Origin of the sequence: Leptospira yanagawae serovar Saopaulo str. Sao Paulo = ATCC 700523, assembly GCF_000332475.2 — a bacterium.
GTDB classification, from domain to species: Bacteria; Spirochaetota; Leptospiria; order Leptospirales; family Leptospiraceae; genus Leptospira_A; species Leptospira_A yanagawae.
This window is the reverse complement of the sequence record NZ_AOGX02000041.1, coordinates 16,372-31,991: the sequence shown is the minus strand read 5'-3', so window position 1 is coordinate 31,991 and position 15,620 is coordinate 16,372. Positions and strand designations below refer to the sequence as shown.

Below are 15,620 nucleotides of genomic sequence, written 5' to 3'. Positions count from 1 at the left end.
ACGCCTCTAGTTAGTATCCCTCAATGGATAGACAATTGGAAATCACTCGAGTCATTTGCCAATGCAATCCAAAACGAAGATATCAAAACAGTAGCAAGAGAATTGAAACGAATTTCAAAATTAAATCGTTCTCTTGGTAAGGATGTAAAGGGAACAGGATTTGACTATTTCCTTCTGAAAGGGAGTACGATTGTCAAAAATTTGGATGCAGCATCCATTGTGTTGCAAGGAAAAATAGATTCTGTTGTCCATTCTTTGAAAGAAGTATTCCCTCTTGCACAATTGGATTATGATGGATCCATCTTTTTACAAAATACAGTATTCGAACTTAAGGCCAAAACAAAATCCACCATCGAAAAAGGGGAATACCTCACTTATGATCAAATGATCTTAAAGGTTTACGATGCCATTGTTCGTAATCCTAACCAAATCTTGGTTCAATCTTTACGAGAGCGATTCCAAGTTTGTATCCTGGATGAATTCCAAGATACAGACAAAAACCAATACCAAATCTTTAAAACTTTGTTTTTCGACAAAAAACAAAAGTCTAGAATGCTCTTTTGTATTGGAGACCCAAAACAAAGTATCTATGGATTCCGAGGAGCTGATATCGGAATCTACCTAGAAGCTTCTCGTGACTTCGAAGGAAGTAAAGCTACTTTAGAAACCAATTACCGGTCCACAAAAGAATTAATCCATGGCCTCAATACAATATTCCATGAGGAAACAAAAGAATTCGGAGAAACACATTTTTTTCCGATCGAAGAACCAGGCTCGAAGAAAGAAAACTATTTATACAAAAAGGTTTCATCCCCTAATCTTGACTCGATCAAATACCAATATGTGAACCCTGACGAATCAGCAATTCATATCTTTGATTTCAAAGAAAGACTTCCCAATGTAAACAAATCGAGAAATAGTTGGGCTGAAACTATCCGAAATGAAATCAAACGGATCCAAAACAAAGAGACAACTCTCACCTACCTTAAAAAAGACAAACGTGAACCCCAAGAGATCAAGTTAAAGGACATTGCCATCCTTTGTGGGAATAAAAAAGAAACAGAACTAGTTGAATTTTATTTAGCAAAGGCCGGAATCCCTTGTTCCATCTACAAACAAAGAGGGATTTACCAATCGAGAGAAGCAGACCAAATCGAAAACCTTTTGGAATGTTTACTCAGTTCCAACTCCTCACAAAGTTATAAAAAAATTCTATTCTCTGATATCTTTTGTATCCACCCACACGAGATCCAAAAGTTTGATGAACACTCCATTGACTCGTATGAGAAATCACTCATTGACAAATGGCAAAGACTGATCAAAGAAAATCGATACGCAAGTTTCTTTCGTTCTGTCATGGACGAAACCAAACTGTTTTGGCAGGAAACAAATCGAATCCTCGAATGGGAACGGAAACGTACCAACTTCCGCCAAATCTTTCAAAAATTATTGGAAATACAACTAAAGTCAAATTGCAGTTTACAAGAGTTGCTTACGAATTTACGCGAGTTAAAACAAAAGAAACAATCTCCCGAAGAAGAACCGTTATTTGACCGTGAAACAGAAGAAGATTCCGTACAAATTTTAACCATCCATGCTTCAAAAGGATTGGAATGGCCAGTGGTATTCTTATTTTATTTCGGAGTTCGCGGGACCAATCTAACCAATAAAGAATACCCGATTGAAATCGAAACCCCGGAAGGCAAAGAAAGAAAATGGATTCTTGATTTATGGGACTTAGATGCAGATAAAGAAAACGAAGAAAACCATTTCCTGAACGAACAAAAACGTCTGTTATATGTTGCCCTGACTAGGCCTAACCTAAGACTTTACCTTCCCAAACTCATTTGGGGCAGGTCCAAAAAAGAAGATTCGATTCCAAAATCGGGTTACAGCCAAATCTTATACCAAGAATTGATTAGGATCCAAACCTTACGTGATCAAAATCCTTCTCTTGCGACAAGTTTTGTCTTCCGAGATCCCAATGAAATTGCCGAAACACAAAAACCAAATTTTAGTCCTTCCGATGACACTCTAAAGAAGAAACCAACCTCCCCTATTCTATACCCGTCTGAAATCAAAATTGGCCGAGTGCTCTTGCAACATAGTTATACAAGTTTGCAAGCAAGTGAAAAAAACATAACTGTTCCCCCAGAAGAAACTACGAAAGAACTAGAAGAAACTCCTGATAGAGAAGAGAGTTCCACTTTCGAATTGCCCTCAAGTGCAAAGATTGGAAACTTTCTCCATACCATTCTTGAATTGTGTGACTTCTCTACCTTCCAATTGGAAGTCGATGCTATCCTTGCGAACCCTTCATGGAAGTGGGCCTACCAAAAATCGTTCGCGAGGTATCCAGTGGAAGTTACAGGTAAGGATATAAACATAGAACATACGGTTGCGTCCTTATTGAAACGAGCAATGACAGCAAGGATCCACCTTGCGACGGGGAATTCCATTTCCCTAAGTGAATTAAAGGGAGAAGAAAAGTCGGCTGAATTAAAATTCCACTTATTCTTACAAAACTTACTCAAAGAAAGTGGAGCCTCTTTAACGGAAGGGTTCGAACATTATTTAAAGGGAGCCATTGATTTGGTTTTTGTAAAGGATGAGAAATTTTATATCGTGGATTATAAATCCAATTTGTTACCAAACAACGATTATAGCAAAGAAGCTGTGGCAGATGCCGTCCGCGAGAAAGGGTATCTCTTCCAAAAGTCAGTGTATTCGTTTATTTTATTTGAATACCTAAAGTCTCTTTTTGGACCTAAGGAAGCCTTAAACAAGTTTGGTGGTGTGTATTATTTGTTTTTAAGAGGGATGATCGGCGACAAACAAACGGGTATCTACTCTGATTTAAAGTATTCCGATTCCGAATGGACAATCGAGCAGTTTGACGAAATCAAAAGAGAAGTGATGGCCTATATCCGAAATGCTTCTGACCAATTAGAGAAGGTATACTCATGAAAGTGATCGATGATAAAATCCAAACTTTTTTGAATTCATTATACAATCTCTTCCCAAATTGGGACGAATCTCTTAAGGATACGATTGCAAGTTTACTTGTACAATCACAAAGCGGTGATTTGTATCTGCCCATTACCGATGAAACAAAAATTGACCAACTCAAAAGTTATTTCCCATTTGTGATTGAGAAAACGGGGAATGAAAACCGATTGTATCTGCAAAAAAGTCACTTTGAAAAAAGGAAATTCGAATCTCTACTCTCCACATTTTTAAACCACAAAACAAACCAAAAAAAGAATGCAGCAATCACTCCCGAACATATCAAAAAGATTGTGAGTGAATTAGAAAGAGAATCAAAGATCACACTCTCAGAAGAGCAAAGAGAAACCGTAAGAGATGCCATCACATCCAACTTTCGAGTGATCTCAGGTGGCCCAGGGACTGGAAAAACAACAGTTGTATCCTTTATCTTGATGGCATTCGACCGGTTGGACTTACTCCCAATGACGGAAAGGATTGCTCTTGTTGCCCCTACAGGAAGGGCTTCGCAAAGGTTAACCGAATCGATCCAAAGGAATTTGGAAAAATTTTCAGGAAAACAATCTGAGGTCTCCAATTTCCGAGGACAAACCATTCACCATTTATTAAAAATCAATCCATTGACAGGCGAAGCCAAGTTTGGAGAAAAACGGTACTTACCCTATGATTTAATCATCATGGATGAAACGTCTATGGTGGATTTAAAATTGATAAATTTATTTTTTGCAGCGATCCATTTTGATACACAAATCATTTTCCTCGGTGACCCAAACCAACTTCCTTCTGTTGGGCAAGGTGAGGTCTTAACAGATCTCATCACCACTTTAAAAAACAAAAAAGAATTTTTATCGGAACTCAAAAGTAACCATCGTTTTTCGAATGATTCTGAATTCAGTGTCTTTGCGGAGATCGTCAAACAATCCTTTGATCAAGACAACCAAACAAAACCATTCCCAAAACCAAAGATCGTCACAACACAAGAATTGGATTTGCAAAAGGATTTTGTTTGGATCCAAGGTGACAAAAAAACAAAAGCACAAAATGAAATCCATCATGAGATTCTCGATTGGAACCTTGAGAGTTTGGTCTCCTATTTATGGGAAAGATTCTATCTTCCCACTGCAAATGCGACTTCAGAATTCCATTGGGATCCAAACGCACTGAAAGACCCAATGAACAAAATCAGCTTTGAATCAATCATAAATGAATACAGATGTTTGACGATTTTACGAAATGGATACTTTGGCATCGAAGCCATCCAAAACCAAATCTTAAGTACTGCCAAAAAACAATTAACCAATCCAAAAAACGAACTCCATCTCCGGTACCGACAGTTATCCAAGTCATTTTACTTTGAAGGGATGCCCATCATCATCCAGTCAAATGACCAAATGAGAAAACTATTTAATGGTGACATTGGCCTCGTAGTTTCGATCAACTCTGAGTTAAGGGCAGTGTTTCCCATTGAGGATCGTTTGTATTCCTTTGCCTTGGACACTCTCCCTGACCATGAACCCGCTTTCTTTCTTACCATTCACAAGAGTCAGGGCTCTGAATACAAATCAATCCTTCTCTACCTTCCTCCGATGACAGCTTTGGATGTTGATGCAGAGAACAATCTTTCCATTCTCAACCGAAGGATCTTATATACGGCTATCACTCGCGCCAAAGAGAGAGTGATCCTAATGGGTGACTTCCAAACCTGGGAATATGGATTGCAATCCTTTCGCAAACGGTATACGGGAATTCACATTCCGTAGCGAAATGATTTAGGATCTCTCAAAACCTTTTGCTGTTCTAAAAAGAAATTTGGGACCGCAATGTAAACGTAATACTATACCCTTCTCTTATATAAATTATTTGGAAAATCAAATTGAAATGAAAACCCTTGGGTACCATCAATACGCAAGTTTCCTCCCATTTGTTTTTCTGCGATGATCTTCAGAAGACTCAACCCCAATTTTTTTTGATCATTTGTATCAAATGAGACGGGTAATCCAATCCCATTATCTTTGTACTCAAAATGAGACCTATCCCCGTCGATTTGAAATTTAATAAAAATTTTAGCATTTTTTACATCAGTAAACGCATACTTTAAACTATTGGAAAGAAGCTCAGTAAAAATTAAACCGAGAGGGATGGCAGTATCCAACAAAAGTACACCTTGATTCGATTCTAGTTTGATATCAACTCCATTCCCTAAATTTGGAAACATTGATTTTACCAATTCTGTAAGAGACAAAAGGTAATCTGATACTTGGATTTCACTTAAGTCTTTATTTCGATACAAATGATCATGTACAAGTGACATGGTCTGTATTTTGAGAGAGGTATCCTCTACTATATTCTGTATATTTTTATCGTTTGGAAAATCAGATGACTGGATCATCAGCAGTGACCGAACTAGTTCCATCGAGTTTTTTGTTCTATGGAAGATCTCACCGATTAAATTCTCTTTTTCTTTTAGTGACTTTTGGATTACCTTTGCATACTCTTCGTTCTCTTGTATTTCTTTGGAGAGTAACGCATTCGAATGAATGAGTTTTTCGTATGGCTCGTTAATGGCAGAAACAAAAACGGCCTTATAAATCATTTGGAAGGCAACAACTTTAAATATATGGCCAAGGACATTGAATACATCGAAAACACTTGTGTATACAGCAAACACCAATTCACTAAAAAAACAAATGATAAAAGCACCCAAATAATACTGTCTTTGTTTATCAGAATGTAAGGATTTTGAAAAGGAATACAACACAATTGCCAAAACCAACATAAACATGATCACTAACTCAGCATTCTTTTTGAATTGGGTTAGGCCAACACCATGGATATAAGTATCTGGAATGAAGTGTGAATAGAAGATCACCAATTGATACACAAAGGCTACGAACACAAACGCAAAAACAATATATAAGTTTTCCCGAATAGCACTATAACGCTTATTCGGTTTTACAAAGATTGCAATGATAAACACAAGTGCTGTTATGAATCTTGCGATGATCCAAAACTGAGTGGATTTATTGCCCGAATTGGGTGTAACAAAATCAGGCATACCTTTATATCCCAAAGTATGCATAAAATCGATGAGCCCTATCACCAAAAATCCAATGCTTAAAAAGTATGTTTGTGTATTTCGACTTTGGGAGTAGGAATAATACCCAAGTCCAAAAATTGAAAACGAAACTATGATACTAAAGATTTCAGTGATATTATGAAATACAACAAAGGACTCAATGGGATATTCTTTGTAGAATATGTCTGGAAATAACAAGACACATGCCATTGGTACGATACAAAAAACAAGGATGGTCGCATAAAATTGAATTTGTTTCCAATCGCTAAAAGGGTTATGAATTCGCATGTTTTCGGTGAGTATGCTAACAGACCATGAGTAGAATTCAAGTTTTAAAAATATGTTTGGTATAAGAAATAAAAAGGACTAGGGAATCATACTATATCGATGGAAATCAAAGTGATGTCATCCTTTAGAATTGTTCTAATGGCTGACAACCGGTCCAATAACTTTTGGTGAAACTCATTTTGTTCCAATCCAACAATCGGTTGGATTTCAGGAAATAAGATGGAATACAAATCTTCATTTGGTTTCAAATTTTCATACAATCCATCTGTAAAAATTAACAACCGATCTCCTTTTTTGAGAAAGAGATCCTTTTGCTCATAAGAAAAATTGGGTTTCACACCAAGTAACAATCCAGGGCATTCCACCGACTGGACTTCCTTATCCCGAATGAGTATTAAGGGAGGATTCCCAGCGGAACTATATGTTAGTTTCATCTGATCAAAATCAAAATAAACATAGGCAGCACTCACAAATCTTGCGTTAAGACTTGTGCATAAAAATCGATTCATCTCTGCCATTAACTCTTTCGGTGAATGCATAAATCCTTTTGCGTTCCGAAAGGCTATTTTCACTGTTGATGAATCCAGTGCTGCACTTACACCATGCCCAGTCACATCAGCAATCACAATCCCCAGTTCGTTCTCATTTGAGTCGAAGTAATCATAAAAATCACCTCCAATATCATAAAGAGGCAAATAAGAAACGATGGCAGACAAATGATCAGACTTCGGTGGTTCAGCAGGCAAAATTCGCATTTGGATTCGGCGAGCAATTTCCAAATCTTTCCGAATTGTTGTTAGTTGGTTCTGGGAGGTTATATTTTCCTCTAATAAAAATCGTAATCTCCTTCCAAGAGCCAAAGAAAACAAAATCACTTCAAATGCTGTTCCAATTTGCACACCGTATCTTCCAAATGTTGTGGTTGGTAGGATGGAGGCTTTTGTAAGTGAATCCACAATGACTCCCACAAACAACGTCACCCAAGCCGATACAAAAAAGAGAGAAGACTTCACCCCTTTCCAATAGGAATAAATCCCAGAAGAAACTAACAAAAGAATAAAGTAAGGGAATGTGTAGATGAAGGAAATTTCCATCCAATGGTAAGGGATGAAAAAAGAAAAAACTGAATACACTCCGATCGCTACAGCACTTCCCAAAATCAATCGATCCAATTTTGGATTCAATTTCTTTAAATTGAGAAACGTTAGTGAAAAAAGTCCTACAAACAAAAGAGATGCATTCACTGAAGTGTACAAATAGGGTTTAATGTTTAGAAAGGATTCAGGAATCAGCAATTGCTTAAAAAACCCACCAAGCAAAGCATAATTGATTAAGAGAGTGGTTAGATAGAGGCAATAGAAAAGATAGGCCTTCTCTTTTACGCTAATAAAAATCAAAAGATTATAGAGTAATAAAGCAGAAATGATTCCGAAATAAATTCCATTGGCAATGTAATCTCGTTCCACTCTACCAAAGAATGAATTCCTTGTCCATATCCTGAGTGGTGCCGAAAGGATTCCGACATTTGATATTTTTAAGAAAACTGTCCTTTTTTCATTGGGCAACAAATCGAGCAAAAAGACTGGATTTCGATGTGGAATTTCTTTGAGGGTATGAGAATCCTTTCCCCGGTAAACGGAAGTTTCCACCACACCAAGAGACTTCCATGTTAGTACTACTTCATCAACCCAAGGTGACTCAATATCTAAAATATATTGGGAAGGGGATTCAGAAGGATTGATCACTTCAAATTTTACCCAAACAAATCGCTTCCAATAACCGAAGTTATACTTCATTTCTTCTGGTTTGGACCAATTTACTTCTCCACTTAGCACTTGTTCCCAGGTTAAATCCTGAAAACTATATTGGATGATTGGTCTTTCCGGTAATTTTGAGGTGCAATTAGCGAGTAGAAGCAAAGCAAACAAAAGGGATCGCTTTCCTCTTAGAATTCCTTGGATCATTTTAAGTCTCTACTCTTTCCTTTTTCATTGGATGAAAAAAATTAACTCTAGATGCTTAAAAAATGGAAATAAAACTTCATTGCCAGAAATTTTAAGGATCGGATAACATTGCTTTTCCAAGGAGATACGTACATGTCAGCAAAATTTGAAATCTACAAAGACAAAGCAGGAGAATTCCGATTCCGACTCAAAGCAGGTAATGGTGAAATCATTGCTTCTAGCGAAGGATATTCATCGAAACAAGCATGTGAGAACGGCATTAAATCTGTAAAAACGAATGCCGCAGATGCAGCTATCGACGATCAAACGTAAGAACAGCAATAATCAGTTACTGATTCTATTTTCAATTTGAACTTGGATCCAGCAGGGACTTCAAAGGTAGCTTGACCGTTAATTTGGAGCCATGTTTCGGATCCTGGCAATAATACAGACAATTTCCCCGATTGGATTTCCATTATTTCTTTTTGATCCGCTCCAAATTCATACTCACCAGGCAACATAATCCCAAGGGTTTTTTTCTCCCCATTTGGGAACAGTACGGTGCGACTTGTCACCTTACCATCAAAGTAAATATTTGCAGATTTTAGTACTGTTACGGACGTAAATGAACTCATACGGTCAAGATTTCGAACCAAGGGAAGACGTCCAAGTGATTTCCTTCCATTTTGCTTTGGAAACGCGTCCAAAAAGTGTTTGCGAAATTCAGATTAATAGGAACGCTGATGACAGTGCCACAAAAGATTCCTAATAAATCCGATAACAAAAAGCAACTAGCTAGGGAGAGATCAACCGAGAGAATTTTGGCCTCTGCGATTGTCCTCTTCTCAAAACACGGATTTGCCCAAACAACTATGGAAATGATCGCCAACCATGCGAAGATTTCCAAAGGTTTAGCCTACAATTATTTTAAGAGCAAAAACCAAATCTTTGAACACATCATCGATTCCCATTTAGCAAAACAGGAGAGGTTTTATAACAATATACCACCTAACCTATCTGCGAAAGAGTATGTCAGGGAGTTTTTCATTCGCTCCATCCAATTTGCAAACGAAGAAAGAAAAACGATGGTATTGATTTCAGTATGCCTCTTCCAACCGAGTGCAGTTTCCCTCTCCAAAAAAATGATAGAAAATGTGGAAAGGCGATTTGCACCTTTCAAAGAAGCAATGAGAGAACGTTTTAGAGCTTACGGTATCAAAGATCCCGATAAAGAAATGATTTTCATCAAAACATTTTTACATGGTCTTATCATGAGCCAACATTTCAACGATACCACAACGTGTACTCCCACAATCATTGAAATGTTACTCGAACGTTACGATTCAAAATAAGGGAGTTTTACTCCCCTACTCCACCTGGTATTTTTAAAATCAGCAAATTCGTAGTAGCGGTAGCTAACAGTTTATCTTTTTCCGTTCTCATCTCCCCTATCATATGGATGGTTGAAAACCCTTTTGCTTCAATACTAGCATTTACAATCACCTTTTGGCCAACAGCGACTCCTCGGATGTATTGGATATTCATATCGATGGTTGTAGTTGGGCGTTTTGCCACCAAGTAACTAAGAGGCCCAAAAGCATTATCAAATGCGGCAGCGATCACTCCACCTTGCATCATTCCCATAGGATTGGTTTGGTCTTCGGTTACCGGAAAGGATACAGTGATACTTTTCCCTTTTGTATAGGAAATGATCTCAGCATTCATTGCTACAAAAATCGGAGGAGGTACGGTAATCTTTCTCCCTCCATGATTAAAATTTTCGGTCATTTCTTTTAAAATGGCCTGTGTTTCCTGGGTGCTTAGTGTTTGCATAAAATCCCTGCTTATGTTACCAGCAGTAACATTTACCGATACAAAAGCAAGAAAAAATGTTGCCAATGGTAACTTATTTTTCAAAATATCTATGTGAGAAAAAACACCTACCATCATGGAGATTTAAAAAATTCCATTATTAAATCCTGCCATAAGTTACTTCAAAAAAAAGGAATGGGCGATTTTTCCCTTAGAGAGGTAGCCAATTTATCAGGGGTTTCACATGCGGCCGTTTACAGACATTTCCAACACAAGGATGAAGTATTAGAGATTTTATCGGCGATTGGATTTGATCGATTGGCTTCTTTACAGAAAAAAGTGGCAAAAGACAAAAAGAATCCTGACGAATATTTTGTGAAACTTGGACTCGTATACATCCAATTTGCTCTAAAAAATCCCAATTATTATAAACTCATGTTCCAAACAAAAAGAGAAAAAGAATCGAACCAGTTAAAAAGGTCAAAACTGAGATCGTATGCAGTTCTCGTACATGGTTGTCGTTTTTACCTAAATGCTAAAAAAAGAAAAGAAAACCATAGAAGTTTTGCACTCATGTCTTGGTCACTTGTCCATGGATTTAGTGATCTAAGTTTAGAAACCAATTTTCCTATTTCCGAAGGCAAACGATTGAACCAAAGCCAAATTGAGTTGGCAGCTTCAATTTTGCGTTTTGCAACTTAAACCTTACGAGGGATGAGAGCCAAATTAAGAGAAGTTTACTTCCTCAAATTTTTCTAAAAATTCTGATTTTTCTCTCACAAACTTCATTGGATTTTTTTTCCCATATTCCGTGTAGAAAAACATTCTCTGTCCATCATTTGCATTCGTACAATTTTTTACTTCGTCCAATTGTAAATATAAGTTACCCGTTTTTTTATGGCGATAGACTTTCATACAATCCCCACCTGAAAACGATTGGATTTAAGTTTTGTTTTTTCCATCCATTGGTTCCAAATTTTTTGTAAACTTTCTTCCATAGAATCGGGAGAGGTTAAATGTGAAATTTTAGAATGTGTTGAATGGGATAAAGTCCTTTCACTCCAAATTTTAAATTCTTCAAACGAAGTGATCTTATGTACTGTATTCTTTATTTGTACTGTACTACTAGGGGCGTAACAATAATCCAATGCTGGTTTGGAATTGTTTTCGGTGGTGGTTTGGAGGTTCTTACGATTTGTATCCGCAGTTAGGATTGGATTTTTTTCCGAGTCTTGCTGTTGGAACTGAAGGATTGGTTTTAAAAATCGTCTCCTTCCGTCAAAACCAGTTTGTTCGAGAATTCCTAATTTTTTTAGGGAGGTGATGAGTCTCGAAATGGTATCTGCTTTGAGTCCAAGTATTTCGCTGAAGTAACGATTCGATGCAAAACAACCACCGTTGTCATGGAGCGAAACGATTTCAGCAAAAAGTTTTGTTTGGCTATGAGATAGGTTTAGGTTTTCAATCCAAACGGGGATCCATATTCCTTTTCGGTTAGTTTTCATTTTAGGTTCCTTTTCCAAACCCACACAACTCCGGCTACGAGTGTTTGGTTATATTTAGCCGATACATCGATAAGATGTATTGTCCCCTACTCTCCCATTCCCAAGTTTTGTAAAAAAAGAAAACAAACCTTCGGTCAAAGAAAGAAGAAACGTTTTGGAAGTTCATACGAACGTCCATCGGAACTTTTGGTAAAATTCCGGGTTGAACTAAAACGGCATAAGTGGTAGAGCCGTGTCCGGTTGTGTGCCCCGAACGTTCCCTACATGTACAGATCTCTCCATTTTGTCAATGGAAAAAATGAGACATAATTCGCCGTAAGTCTCATTGGGACCTTTTGGGGAATCGGGTATGATTCAAAGGGATTGGGTCGGGGATGTGATTGGAGTGAAAAGTCCCTGGGTTGCTACCACACTTCCCAGGGTTTTTTGTTCAACCCAGTTAAGGATTGAGTACAATGTAAGCGATATTGGAATTCAGTACAAGTTTTTTTCTAAGAGAAACATAAAAAAAGTGAATTCTATGAATCCATTGGTAAAACAATCTTTACTTCTTAAACTTTCGGATCGTTTCTTCTAGGATCGCTTTTTCATTTTGCAAAACAGATATTTTTTCTTTAATTTTTGCCAATTTAGATTTTAAGTCTTTTAATTCCAATTGACTGAGTTTCGGTTTTGCCTTTGTTTGTTTGGTTGGTTTTAAAGGTCTTACATATTCACGAAGGTCATTTCGGGAAGGGAAGTCACCTTTTTTCTCTAGTCCTTTGATAAGGTAATCAATGGCTTTTTTCCGATTTGAAACATCGAGTGGAGCAATTTCTGTAAATAGGCTTGTTGGAATTTGGTAAATTGGATGAGATTTATCTACATTTGTGTTTAGACTTGATTCCTTTAATATCTCAGCGTGGGCAATTTTTGTTTTTACCCATTGAGCTGATTTATTGATTCGTTTTGCCAATTGTTCGTTTGTTTCTTTGTGACGGTTTTTTAACTCTTGTAGTGAGAGGGCAAGGTCGGCTTCGGATAAGTCTTCTCTTTGGAGATTTTCAACCAGTTTGATTTCTGGTAGTTTTGTGATGTCAATTTGTTCTACGTTTTTGACAACCGCAGGGATTGTTTTGGACTTTAGGAGTTTGTGGGCACGGTATCTTCTTTCTCCATTAATGAGTTCGTATTTACCTGCTTTTTTTCTGACAACGATTGGTTGTAACAATCCATATTGAGAAATGGAATCGGCAAGTTCCCGGATACTTGTGTCATTAAAAGTTTTTCTCGGATTATTTTCTGTGATGATTGAATCGATTGGGATATCAATTGTCTGGTGTTGTGTCGAGTTTTCAGAACTTAAAAATGGATTAAGAGATGATGTTCTGTTTGAGGCTTTTGATAAGATATCTGCAGGATTAAAGTTGGTTTTGTTTTTCATAGTTTTTTTTAAGGTACGCCGGCGTACCTTATTTAAGAATCTCCGCTAAATTTTCGAAAGCTTTCCAGGGGGCACTTCCTTCTTGAAGAGGTTTGCCGGTTTCCGTACGGTCCCGAATACTGTCGTTTTTTGGGATGGGTTCTAAAATTTTTAGTGATTTGATATTTCGTAATTTATCCAAAAGGTCCATTTGTTTTTGGGATGTTCCCCACTGAGAGGGGAGGATCATAACAGACTTTTTTTTGCTTTGTTCATCAAATCTTTCTGCTTCGTTTACTTTTTTTAAAACTTGGGCTACTGTTCGTACAGCCCACTTGGATGGAGTGACTGGCACAAGAATTACAGAAGCTGGTAAATAAGAGGTGATATTTTCAGAAGATCCCGATCCAGGTGTGTCGATGACAACGTAGTCATATTTCGTTTTCGAAAGTACGTTTTTTAGTCTTGGGATGATGGAAAAATCTTTGGATGCAAGGTAACTCAAATCAGAGAGTTCGATGATGGAGGGTAGTACATCTACGTCGTTTGATTTTTTAATCGACTCTGCAAGGGTGGTTTCTGCATTTAATACAGAGAGTGTGTTTCCTGAGTCAAAAAACTCAACTGGTTCTTCCGGGAAAAAGAAATCGGAAAGGTCTGCTTGTGGGTCCATGTCGATCGCAAGAGTAGAACCTTTTTTGGAAAGAGCGAGTGCGAGGTGAATTGCGGTGGTGGATTTAGAAGTTCCACCTTTGATATTGGCAACCGTAATGATTTTCATTGCAGATTTATTTTTTTGTTCCTAGTTTCGGTTGCAATGAAAATTAAGTTTTCGTAATTTATTTTTAAAAAGTACGCCGGCGTACCTTAGATTCAGATTCTAAATTTGAAATTTTTGGTGTAAGAGGGGTGCCCTGCGCAAAGGATCGTAGCGGAAAACAAAACCGAAAGGTTTGGTTTGGAGCGAAGAGCCTGGTCGATTTCTCGGTTCAATCTGGGAAAAGGATAGATTCGATGCGCCCAAAGAAAGAGAAAAAACCAAGTGAGAAAAAGAAAAATTCTTGTACGATTTTGAATGTAATTTATATTTATCTCAACCCTTTCGCTGGGTGATGTAAACTTTCTGGATTGTGTGGAAGCAGTCCAGAAAGACTCTCTTCCCTCCCCTATTGCAAACCAAAAACACATGGAACCAATCGACTAATTGTCGGATTTGGGGTTCAAATATTATGTCACATTGGGCTTGACAAAAAAATCCATTCTGATGAATAGAAGCATGGAGTAAGGGAGAGTATCCTCTAACTCCTGAATGCGGTCTTCCACATATATACCGCAAAATACATCACCTGGGATTCCTATGAATTCCAAACATGGACGTTTGCAAAAACTTCCAAATTCAATTACGGTGCGATAGCTTTGTTTTCTTCGTAACGTAAAACGCCAAAGAACAAAAAAGTTTTTTGGGCACCGAAGGTCTCTGTTGGAAAAGAGAGGGAGTATGAAAGGGAAAGAAAGGACGGGAGTTTGGGTTCCGCAATGGATTTATGATTTGGATTTAAATCCGAATCAGATTCGGTTGTATGCGGAAATTGTATCTTTGGATGCTATTGATGGCTGTTATGCATCGAATGAATATTTTGCTAAGATCTTACGATTGAAACGAGATACGATATCGCGACTCGTTTCACAGTTGAAAGAGAAAGGCCTTTTGGTCCAAACCCGTTTTGATGGTAGGAAGCGGTTTTTGAAACCTGTATTGGAAAAAAGGGAATCATCCCTAAACGCGTTTACGAAAGAAAATCAGAGTCTAGGTGGGGTGAGGGTAGGGGAGAGTCTTGGAAGTGGATCCGAGGCTGCCTTGTATGAAGGTAAGGCCTATAATCAAATAGTACAGAAACAAAATCAAGTACATGGGAAACGAGAAAAATCGGGTGAGGAAAAATGGAGGCAGTTCCTTAGTTGGATGACTGCGACAATGTCGGAGTCCACAAGAGAGTCTCTTCTCAAACTAAATGGTCCGGAAGATCTGAAGGGGTTACAGCTACGGTACTGGGAACGCTGGCTTGCCACCCCGAAGTCTTAGTGGTCATTTTACTTGGGTGATGTCTTGGCGGAATTGGGATCTGCCACCTGGATACTCAATGAGGTACATACATTGGCAATTTTCCCAAGCGGGACTGGAAAGGATAAATCCACCTTCTTCCGATTGGCAAGAATCTTGTTTTGGTTTGATTTTGTGGGAAGCGATGAGACGGCCCAAGTCCTTGACTTCTGATTCGGAGAGTTCTACGGATTCATTTTCTAACAAAATGCTTGTTAGTTTTGGGGATGTGGAGAGAAGGTTTGTTGCATTCACACAAGTAGTCCTTCGCATGGCAAGGCTACCGGATTCGATTGCTTGAGGACTCGCTTTGGCAGAGACTGCAGCATAAAATACTTCGGATCCGTCTTTTTGTTTCCATTCGGATTTCCAAGGGGTATAGGTTTGGCATGTGTAGAGAAAAAAGAGAAGTGGAAGGGGTAAGTATCTCATGTTTGAATTCTAACCAAGGAAGGGTCTTTGTCAATGGAAAGAGTCGAGGTTCTGG

General features: G+C 38.0%; 15 protein-coding genes. 6 read left to right on the top strand and 9 right to left on the bottom strand.

Annotation, left to right across the window (positions count from 1 at the left end; translation table 11 throughout):
• Both LEP1GSC202_RS17430 and recD read left to right on the top strand, forming a co-directional pair.
• Positions 1-2,967: 3'-5' exonuclease (locus LEP1GSC202_RS17430; RefSeq protein ID WP_015679051.1), on the top strand; the 2,967-nt coding region annotated here is incomplete at its 5' end.
• Positions 2,964-4,766, top strand: a complete 1,803-nt coding sequence (gene recD, locus LEP1GSC202_RS17425; protein ID WP_015679063.1) for an exodeoxyribonuclease V subunit alpha — start codon at positions 2,964-2,966, stop codon at positions 4,764-4,766. The genes LEP1GSC202_RS17430 and recD, both read left to right, overlap by 4 nt.
• A gap of 74 nt (positions 4,767-4,840) precedes the next feature.
• Here recD and LEP1GSC202_RS17420 read toward each other — a convergent pair whose 3' ends face one another.
• Both LEP1GSC202_RS17420 and LEP1GSC202_RS17415 read right to left on the bottom strand, forming a co-directional pair.
• On the bottom strand, positions 4,841-6,370 hold the full coding sequence (locus LEP1GSC202_RS17420) for an MASE3 domain-containing protein (RefSeq protein ID WP_015679052.1): 1,530 nt from the start codon (positions 6,368-6,370) through the stop codon (positions 4,841-4,843).
• A gap of 86 nt (positions 6,371-6,456) precedes the next feature.
• Positions 6,457-8,334, bottom strand: a complete 1,878-nt coding sequence (locus tag LEP1GSC202_RS17415) for a 7TM diverse intracellular signaling domain-containing protein (protein ID WP_015679067.1) — start codon at positions 8,332-8,334, stop codon at positions 6,457-6,459.
• 132 nt (positions 8,335-8,466) lie between these two features.
• Between LEP1GSC202_RS17415 and LEP1GSC202_RS17410 the strand changes: the two genes are divergently transcribed.
• Positions 8,467-8,646: a YegP family protein gene (locus tag LEP1GSC202_RS17410; RefSeq protein WP_015679053.1), complete on the top strand. Its 180-nt coding sequence runs from the start codon at positions 8,467-8,469 to the stop codon at positions 8,644-8,646.
• On the opposite strand, the gene ppnP is transcribed toward LEP1GSC202_RS17410, so the two are convergent.
• Entirely contained in the window at positions 8,637-8,948 is a 312-nt protein-coding gene (gene ppnP, locus LEP1GSC202_RS17405) for a pyrimidine/purine nucleoside phosphorylase (protein ID WP_015679072.1), read from the bottom strand. The two genes, LEP1GSC202_RS17410 and ppnP, sit on opposite strands and share 10 nt — an antisense overlap.
• Before the next feature lie 108 nt (positions 8,949-9,056).
• On the opposite strand from ppnP, the gene LEP1GSC202_RS17400 reads away from it, so the two are divergent.
• Positions 9,057-9,665 (top strand): TetR/AcrR family transcriptional regulator, encoded by a 609-nt coding sequence (locus LEP1GSC202_RS17400; RefSeq protein ID WP_015679054.1) that lies wholly within the window; start codon positions 9,057-9,059, stop codon positions 9,663-9,665.
• Between the two features lie 7 nt (positions 9,666-9,672).
• Here the strand turns inward: LEP1GSC202_RS17400 and LEP1GSC202_RS17395 are convergent, their stop codons facing one another.
• Positions 9,673-10,146, bottom strand: coding sequence for a PaaI family thioesterase (locus tag LEP1GSC202_RS17395; RefSeq protein ID WP_039929392.1), 474 nt, complete (start codon positions 10,144-10,146; stop codon positions 9,673-9,675).
• A 93-nt stretch (positions 10,147-10,239) separates the two neighbouring features.
• On the opposite strand from LEP1GSC202_RS17395, the gene LEP1GSC202_RS17390 reads away from it, so the two are divergent.
• Entirely contained in the window at positions 10,240-10,827 is a 588-nt protein-coding gene (locus LEP1GSC202_RS17390) for a TetR/AcrR family transcriptional regulator (protein ID WP_039929386.1), read from the top strand.
• Between the two features lie 24 nt (positions 10,828-10,851).
• On the opposite strand, the gene LEP1GSC202_RS17385 is transcribed toward LEP1GSC202_RS17390, so the two are convergent.
• The 4 genes from LEP1GSC202_RS17385 to LEP1GSC202_RS17365 all read right to left on the bottom strand — a co-directional run bounded on the left by LEP1GSC202_RS17385 (position 10,852) and on the right by LEP1GSC202_RS17365 (position 13,813).
• On the bottom strand, positions 10,852-11,040 hold the full coding sequence (locus LEP1GSC202_RS17385) for a hypothetical protein (RefSeq protein WP_015679058.1): 189 nt from the start codon (positions 11,038-11,040) through the stop codon (positions 10,852-10,854).
• Positions 11,037-11,630: a helix-turn-helix domain-containing protein gene (locus LEP1GSC202_RS17380; RefSeq protein ID WP_039929385.1), complete on the bottom strand. Its 594-nt coding sequence runs from the start codon at positions 11,628-11,630 to the stop codon at positions 11,037-11,039. Before LEP1GSC202_RS17380 ends, LEP1GSC202_RS17385 begins: the two co-directional genes overlap by 4 nt.
• 544 nt (positions 11,631-12,174) lie before the next feature.
• Positions 12,175-13,053, bottom strand: a complete 879-nt coding sequence (locus LEP1GSC202_RS17370) for a ParB/RepB/Spo0J family partition protein (protein ID WP_015679069.1) — start codon at positions 13,051-13,053, stop codon at positions 12,175-12,177.
• A gap of 28 nt (positions 13,054-13,081) precedes the next feature.
• Positions 13,082-13,813 carry a ParA family protein gene (locus tag LEP1GSC202_RS17365; protein WP_015679065.1) on the bottom strand — a complete coding sequence of 244 codons (732 nt, stop codon included), beginning with the start codon at positions 13,811-13,813 and terminating at the stop codon, positions 13,082-13,084.
• Positions 13,814-14,530: 717 nt separating this feature from the next.
• On the opposite strand from LEP1GSC202_RS17365, the gene LEP1GSC202_RS17355 reads away from it, so the two are divergent.
• The gene (locus LEP1GSC202_RS17355; RefSeq protein ID WP_015679062.1) at positions 14,531-15,115 is read left to right on the top strand and encodes a helix-turn-helix domain-containing protein; all 585 of its coding nucleotides are present in this window, start codon (positions 14,531-14,533) and stop codon (positions 15,113-15,115) included.
• 3 nt (positions 15,116-15,118) lie between these two features.
• On the opposite strand, the gene LEP1GSC202_RS17350 is transcribed toward LEP1GSC202_RS17355, so the two are convergent.
• Entirely contained in the window at positions 15,119-15,565 is a 447-nt protein-coding gene (locus LEP1GSC202_RS17350) for a hypothetical protein (protein ID WP_015679055.1), read from the bottom strand.
• Between the last annotated feature and the right edge of the window lie 55 nt (positions 15,566-15,620).

Coding starts and splice junctions, on each gene's coding strand:
- recD (WP_015679063.1), top strand. CDS start 2,964: ATGAAAGTGATCGATGATAAAATCCAAACTTTTTTGAATTCATTATAC.
- LEP1GSC202_RS17420 (WP_015679052.1), bottom strand. CDS start 6,370: ATGCGAATTCATAACCCTTTTAGCGATTGGAAACAAATTCAATTTTAT.
- LEP1GSC202_RS17415 (WP_015679067.1), bottom strand. CDS start 8,334: ATGATCCAAGGAATTCTAAGAGGAAAGCGATCCCTTTTGTTTGCTTTG.
- LEP1GSC202_RS17410 (WP_015679053.1), top strand. CDS start 8,467: ATGTCAGCAAAATTTGAAATCTACAAAGACAAAGCAGGAGAATTCCGA.
- ppnP (WP_015679072.1), bottom strand. CDS start 8,948: ATGAGTTCATTTACGTCCGTAACAGTACTAAAATCTGCAAATATTTAC.
- LEP1GSC202_RS17400 (WP_015679054.1), top strand. CDS start 9,057: ATGACAGTGCCACAAAAGATTCCTAATAAATCCGATAACAAAAAGCAA.
- LEP1GSC202_RS17395 (WP_039929392.1), bottom strand. CDS start 10,146: ATGCAAACACTAAGCACCCAGGAAACACAGGCCATTTTAAAAGAAATG.
- LEP1GSC202_RS17385 (WP_015679058.1), bottom strand. CDS start 11,040: ATGAAAGTCTATCGCCATAAAAAAACGGGTAACTTATATTTACAATTG.
- LEP1GSC202_RS17380 (WP_039929385.1), bottom strand. CDS start 11,630: ATGAAAACTAACCGAAAAGGAATATGGATCCCCGTTTGGATTGAAAAC.
- LEP1GSC202_RS17370 (WP_015679069.1), bottom strand. CDS start 13,053: ATGAAAAACAAAACCAACTTTAATCCTGCAGATATCTTATCAAAAGCC.
- LEP1GSC202_RS17365 (WP_015679065.1), bottom strand. CDS start 13,813: ATGAAAATCATTACGGTTGCCAATATCAAAGGTGGAACTTCTAAATCC.
- LEP1GSC202_RS17355 (WP_015679062.1), top strand. CDS start 14,531: ATGAAAGGGAAAGAAAGGACGGGAGTTTGGGTTCCGCAATGGATTTAT.
- LEP1GSC202_RS17350 (WP_015679055.1), bottom strand. CDS start 15,565: ATGAGATACTTACCCCTTCCACTTCTCTTTTTTCTCTACACATGCCAA.